The organism is Candidatus Cloacimonadota bacterium, assembly GCA_020532355.1.
In the GTDB taxonomy this organism is placed as follows: Bacteria; Cloacimonadota; Cloacimonadia; order Cloacimonadales; family Cloacimonadaceae; genus UBA5456.
Genome location: JAJBBD010000313.1, coordinates 1 through 2813, shown reverse-complemented (window position 1 = coordinate 2813; position 2813 = coordinate 1). Strand labels below are relative to the sequence as shown.

Sequence of the window (2813 nt, the reverse complement as noted above, 5' to 3'; positions counted from 1 at the left end):
GTGTATCGTTTCAAACTGATAGTGGGCAATTGCACAGCGGATCAGATGCGGAACCATAATCTTATCGTTGCGAAGAAACTGTTCAAAATCATCCAGCAAGTCATGCATATCATTGATATGAGGTGTTGCATGAAATACACGTTTATGTCTTGTGTTGCATGAAACGGCATTTTGTTCAACACAAAGTTATCAGACAATCCTCCCAATTCGCCAGTAGTCGGTTTATGTATCATAAGGTAGCCATCCTATGGTTATAATCATAAACATCGATATCATAACCCCTGTCCACAATGGAGTTTTTCAACTCTTTGGCTGTATGATAAAGGATTCCGCTTACAATCAAGAATGGAGGTATGTGTTCCGATGGACTGAATCCAACTTGGTTTCTTATGTTGTGCAGTTTATCAGGTATGAGTTCATGTACTAGCCCAATAAAATTTGCCATTAACTCAGCAAAAGCACTCATATGTTTAGCTTCGCCAAAGCTGATGAGTCTCTGGTTTGGTAAGAAATCATCTAATGCGTATTTAGTCAGGTCAGTTTCTTTGTAGATTGCAACGTCCAGATTTATATTGGCGGAGCTTGTTGGGTTATGCCTAATACCAACTCTTAGCTGATGCCTGATATGAATTGTCTTCTGCTTATGCTTCAGTATAAAGAAACTGAAATTCACCGGTTTGCCACGAGTGCTAAACTTTAGTTTGAACTTATCTCCTCTTGGATTCTTACAAGTAACCTTCCAGCCTCGTTCTATATACCATTTTATTGTCTGGGTTAGGGCAAACGCTTCAAAGGTCTGGTTTACATATCTTCCGAAAGAGTCCAATTGAGCATGGTAGGCTCCAAAGAAATCGAGTAAGTCTTTTTGAGCTTGAGCTTGATCGAACATATATCCAAGTTTCAAGAAATCTTCCCTGAAGTGCTCAACTAAGTCTTTGGCATACTTGACTTGATTCACTAACCGCTTTACATTTTCATCTGTAATGTACTGGATTAATGCATCTGCCAGCAATTTTCCCCTAAGTACATCTTCACTATTCTCATAGAATTGTGCTGATCCGATAACGAATTGATGGATATCTAAATCCTTGAAGCAATTAACCGTCTCTATACTTGCTTCGGTTGTCCTCTCGTAGAATGTTTTCTGTAGAACTATGAAATACGCAAGGGTAGCTTGATCAATTACTTTCGCCCTTCTTGGGTCATTTTCCTTACTCCAATAGAAATGATCTTTTTTAAATCTGGCTCGTGCGTGGTCATATAGAAGTTTGGATGTATATTCCCGAAGGGATGAAAAGCGTTTTCTTAAGAAGAGAGGGGCTTTACTGAGAACTGATTGAAACGACATTAAGCATTACCTCTAACATGTTCCAGTATTTAAGTAGTACGCGAAATAGATATCATATTTTACTGCCAAAACCGTATAATCTGTCCTAAAATCGAAGAACGAGGCGGCTCTAACTCAATCAAATGTCTATACATAAAATCCGAAAAAGGTGAAGGAAAAAGGAATTCAGGTGTTAAAAGAAATCCAGTCCCCAGCCAACTTAACGCGTCTCTGATATCTATCCTAATCGCAGCAGACACATGATGATTAAAGAAATCATGATTGGAAGTGGTATCAGGATTACTTGATTCTCTCCTCATTAACAAACCATGTTGGTTATGGGGGCGCAAGAAAACAGAAGGGCACACATACCTTAGATCAACTACTCTTGTAAATTCGTCTTGATAAACACCATTATTGTTCATATCTTTCAAATTTGCCTCAAGTAGTAGTATATATGCATATTTTCTTTGAATCATCCTGACTTCTTTCGTTAGTTTATCCAGGCAACTATCTAAAAGCGAGTCATTAATAACTCCATTTTCTTTGTATACATAGGGGTTTTCTGTTTCTTCATGGAGTAGAGAAAGTGGATTTAAGCTATTGTCTTCATCAATGGCTTTCCATTTAGAATACCTATATGAGATCTTTGATAATCGATCTGCATCATGCAGGGTATGCGTTGCGAACCATAAAGCTATCCAGATGTTATCTACAAGGTCAATCCATCTTGTTCGGATACCATAGTGTTGAAGAATGGGTTCTATTATTTCAAGCCCATTTTCTGAAAATTCCTTCGGAAAGTGTTTGATCATAACGTTGTTTACATCAGCACAATATGATTTTATCAATCTGTTTCTGCTGCTGATCTGCTTGTCTTTTATCCCACGATATAAGCTAGGCATTAATCGCCCGCCATACAGCGAATCTTGTCCTCTAATCAAGACACTTTTGTTCTCTTTATTGGCTATATATTTAGCATATCCTATTAGCTGAGAGAGAACATGGGGGTTTTGTACATGTAAGACTTTTATTCCATCGTCCACCACCTTATAACAATATTTCGACTTGAATTTACTTAGTAGATATGAGGTTCTATCCTTTTTACTTTCCATGTAATTAACTCCCAGTTCTTTGTTGCTCTAACCTTATTAACAAATGAAATCATGATGAGTAGAACTAAATCGAATGTTGATGGCAATAGCCCCACTTAGCGATTGTTTTTATACGTAAAGCGCATCGATATAACAAAAATACTCCTCTAAGACTTAGTTAATCCGTAATACTCAAGCACATGATTATCAAGCTCTTCTTGGATCTTGCTTAGCTTACTTTCTGCTAGCTTAACAGAAATTTCTCCAGCAAACTGCAAGAGTTTTATAGCGTAAGCATCATTGAATATTCTGTGAAACTCCTCAAGCTGCTCTTTTAATGGAATAATTACAGGAAGCTGCCGAATATCATTAATCTGAAGGTTCACGCTATC

The 2813-nt window shown here is 37.5% G+C and carries 3 protein-coding genes; all 3 read right to left on the bottom strand.

Annotation, left to right across the window (positions count from 1 at the left end; translation table 11 throughout):
* Positions 1–229: 229 nt before the first annotated feature.
* Positions 230–1348 carry a hypothetical protein gene (locus LHW48_10710; GenBank protein ID MCB5260917.1) on the bottom strand — a complete coding sequence of 373 codons (1119 nt, stop codon included), beginning with the start codon at positions 1346–1348 and terminating at the stop codon, positions 230–232.
* Between the two features lie 59 nt (positions 1349–1407).
* Positions 1408–2442: an FRG domain-containing protein gene (locus LHW48_10705; protein ID MCB5260916.1), complete on the bottom strand. Its 1035-nt coding sequence runs from the start codon at positions 2440–2442 to the stop codon at positions 1408–1410.
* A 146-nt stretch (positions 2443–2588) separates the two neighbouring features.
* On the bottom strand, positions 2589–2813 hold a 225-nt coding region (locus LHW48_10700; protein ID MCB5260915.1), incomplete at its 5' end, for a hypothetical protein.